This window comes from Muricoccus vinaceus, from assembly GCF_042433125.1.
GTDB lineage: Bacteria > Pseudomonadota > Alphaproteobacteria > Acetobacterales > Acetobacteraceae > Roseomonas > Roseomonas vinacea.
Genome location: NZ_JBHLVZ010000050.1, coordinates 1 through 3,520 on the forward strand (window position 1 = coordinate 1; position 3,520 = coordinate 3,520).

At 60.9% G+C, this 3,520-nt stretch carries 3 protein-coding genes; all 3 read left to right on the forward strand.

The genetic code is table 11. The features are described from left to right. Positions 1–886, forward strand: an 886-nt coding sequence (locus ACFFIC_RS16565; RefSeq protein ID WP_377052313.1) for an IS630 family transposase, incomplete at its 5' end; no start/stop codon positions are given. Positions 887–1,353: 467 nt separating this feature from the next. Further along, positions 1,354–2,007 (forward strand): CHRD domain-containing protein, encoded by a 654-nt coding sequence (locus tag ACFFIC_RS16570; RefSeq protein WP_377052315.1) that lies wholly within the window; start codon positions 1,354–1,356, stop codon positions 2,005–2,007. 310 nt (positions 2,008–2,317) lie between these two features. Next, positions 2,318–2,815 carry a GFA family protein gene (locus ACFFIC_RS16575; RefSeq protein WP_377052317.1) on the forward strand — a complete coding sequence of 166 codons (498 nt, stop codon included), beginning with the start codon at positions 2,318–2,320 and terminating at the stop codon, positions 2,813–2,815. The last annotated feature ends 705 nt before the right edge of the window (positions 2,816–3,520 follow it).

The window sequence follows — 3,520 nt, forward strand, 5'->3', positions numbered from 1 at the left end:
GTGGCAGGCGCGCTATGCCGAACAGGGCGTGGACGGGCTGCTGCGCGACAAGACGCGCAAGCCCGGCCGGGCTCGTCTGCCTACGGCAACCGTGGCCAGGGTGCTGGCCCTGACCTGTTCGGAGCCGACCGGTGCGGTCACTCACTGGACCGGCCGGGCAATGGCGAAAGCGGTCGGGATCAGCCTGCGCGCCGTGCAGCGCATCTGGGAGGCCAGCCGCCTCCAGCCACACCGCCTGCGCACCTTCAAGCGCTCCACCGACCCCGCCTTCGCCACCAAGGTCGAGGACATTGTCGGCCTGTACATGGACCCGCCCTGCCATGCGGTGGTGCTGTCGATTGACGAGAAGAGCCAGATTCAGGCGCTCGACCGCACCCAGCGAGGCCTGCCGCTGAAGCCCGGCCGCTGCGGGACGATGACCCACGACTACAAGCGCAATGGCACCACCACCTTGTTCGCCGCTCTCAACACCCTCGACGGAACCGTGGTCGGCCGCTGCATGCCCCGGCATACCCACAAGGAGTTCCTCACCTTCCTCAAGGCCGTGGAACGCGCCGTCCCGGCAGGCAAGCTGATCCACGCCATCGTCGACAACTACGCCACCCACAAGCATCCGAAGGTGCTGGAATGGCTGGCCGATCACCCCCGCTGGGTTTTCCATTTCACGCCCAAGTCGGCGTCCTGGATCAACGCCGTCGAGGGCTTCTTCTCCGCTATCACCCGCAGGCGCATACGGCGCGGCGTCTTCAGGTCCGTGGCCGAACTCCAGGACGCCATCACCCGCTACATCCGACAGCACAACAAGGCAGCCAAGCCCTTTGTCTGGACCAAGCCCGCTGACGCCATCCTGGCCAAGCTCGCTCGCCTCCCTGAACCTTCTGAATGAGTCAGAGCACTAGCCGTTTCTATCGGTTGGGAAATCGTCGTCATGGTTCTGGTGTTCTGGGCCGTGTCAGAGATGACCTCGACCAGCCCACGAGGTGAGGGCTGAGGCAAATTGGTAAGTAGGCGACATCCTGGCAAACCTGGCACCTTTTGAAGCCAGAAGAGGCAGATACGTCCGTCCGGTTCATCCAGGAATACGTAGAGAAACTGGTGGTTTCACCGCAGCCAACTCCAACAGCGTGCAGAGCAACTATGCTCGACCGAAAACAATAATTTGAGTTTCTTGTGTCGCATCCGGAAATAGCCACGACTTGATAAGCAGCGACCCTTGCGTCGAGGAGTTTTCCAGGGACACTGAGACGATAATATTGTGAATTCTGAATCAACTACTTACGACTTGGTCCACTCTTTGCACTTCGCTCTCCCGGAGCCGGGAAGGATCTCGGTGGCCACCCCTGGAGACGTCCGATGAAGAACAAAAAGTTCCTGGGACCAGTTCGGAATGGGGCTTTGTGCCTCGGTCTTCCCCTGGCCCTTGCTCTCGCAGCTGGTGTGCCCAATGCCGTCGCCGCGCCGGTCATTTTCACAACCCAGCTTAGCGGCGCTGTGGAAGCTCCGCCGAACAGTTCGCCGGGGACAGGGAGTGCTGTCGTTACCCTCGATACCGCGACCCATCAGCTGGATGTGAGCTTCACCTTCAGCGGTTTGCTCGGAACGACTGCCGCCGCTCACATTCACTGCTGTACGGCGCTACCCGGCCTGGGTGTCGCTCCAGTTGCCACGCAGTTGCCCACCTTCTCGGGCTTCCCGCTCGGTGTGACTAGTGGCTCCTACACCAGCACTTTCGACACCCTTCTGCCGTCGACCTACAACCCTAACTTTGTCACTGCGAATGGCGGGAGCACCGCAGCGGCCGAGGCAGCCCTTCTGGCCGGGATGACGGCTGGCCTGTCCTACCTCAATCTCCACACGTCCGAGTTCCCGGGGGGTGAGATCCGGGGTTTCCTGACGCCGGTGGCAGTTCCTGAGCCTGCCTCGATGGGCATTCTCGGTGTAGGAATCGCCGGGCTTGCTCTCGCCCGGCGGCGTCGCCGTTCCGCTTCAAAGCAACTGGTGGGTTAGGGCGCCCCCGAGGCCCGCGTTTACGCGCGGGCCTCCATGCAGGGTGCATGAATAATCGGGCGGATCGTTGTATCAGCCGTATCTGGTCTGTCCGTTTGCGCCGATGCCAGGCTCAGCCCCCCTGCTAACCAGCTTCTGAATTCGAGAGGGCGATAGACCTCTGGCAAGATAGATGTCGGACCTCGAGAGAACCGGGACAGGTTATCCGTCTGTAAAGACCAGCGCCGGTTTCCAGTGCTTTTCTCGCCACCGCTGACTACCCTCGTTGCGCAAACTTGGGCGTTGCAGCCCGTCCAACAGGTAGGCCGGTATGGGCGTTCACGAAGGCGGATGCCTCTGCGGTGCCGTGCGTTATGAGACGCTGGCTAATCCGCTCCGCGTCACAACCTGCCATTGCCGTTTCTGCCAGCGCGCTACGGGCTCGGCCTATATGTTTGAGCCGATCTTCCGCGCCGTCGATCTGCGCGTGACCCAGGGTTCCCCTTCAGCCTACGATCATCGATCGGAGGGTAGCGGCAAGCTCGTACATATACATTTTTGCGCAGCCTGCGGAACGAAGCTCTATATGACCTTCGAGAGTTTTCAAACCTCTTGTGGTGTGTATGCGGGCACCTTCGACGACCCGAACTGGTTCGAGATCGGCGACAGGAACTCAAAACACATCTTTATTGAGGCGGCACGTCACGAGACTATCCTGCCGCCCGGCATCCCTGCCTTCTCCCAGCACGCGATGACTAATAATGGTGAGCCGGAGAAACCGGTGGTGTTCGAGGCGCCCAAGGTCGTTGGTCGAGGCATGACGAGTTAGAGAACACCTTGGCATAACGCGAAGCTATGCCAAGTGCGGCATGACACGCAGATCCTGGAACAGGATCTCGAAACAACCTGCCCGCAGATAGCGCTGGGCTTGGTCATAGACAGCATGCCAAGCTTCCACTCCTAAAGCGACGAGTTTTCGCTAAAACGGGAAGGCGTCACGACCGTGGGGCGCCGGGCTTCCGACCAGCGAGTGATCTAAGCCGTTTGAGGAAACGGCTGTTCGATAACGGCGCATGAACGCCGGTGGCGTGTAGGTCGAGGACACAGCTCTGAGCTGTTGGGTTTCCTGAAACACCTTATTCGAGGCAGGAACCCGCACCTTGCGGTAGGGACGCCGATCCCGGTAAGCAAATCCGTTTTGGAAAGCTCGTTCGGGCTCCCCCCTGGCCCTGCGACGAGATCAGCGCCATTGCGCCGATCTACGGTCACCATGTCCTGCATGGGACGGGGTCGTTTGAGACCGAGGCGTCATGCGTAGAGGCGATGCATCAGTGCCGGGCGGACGTCCTCAACCGTGGGCTACCCTACCTTGTAGCTGAGGACAGCAATGGTGTTGTCCTCAGGGCACTGACCCCAAAGCGCATTCTGGCTGGAGGGTAAGGGGCCCAATCGGTGCCGGTCAGGGCCCTATTCCTGCGCTCCACGGTTGATCGAGACACCCCGCAAGCGGACGGTATCCGCAGATGGGGTGCAT

Bases quoted from the DNA above. Each gene is read 5' to 3' on its own strand.
- ACFFIC_RS16575 (WP_377052317.1), top strand. From the start codon at position 2,318: ATGGGCGTTCACGAAGGCGGATGCCTCTGCGGTGCCGTGCGTTATGAG.
- ACFFIC_RS16570 (WP_377052315.1), top strand. From the start codon at position 1,354: ATGAAGAACAAAAAGTTCCTGGGACCAGTTCGGAATGGGGCTTTGTGC.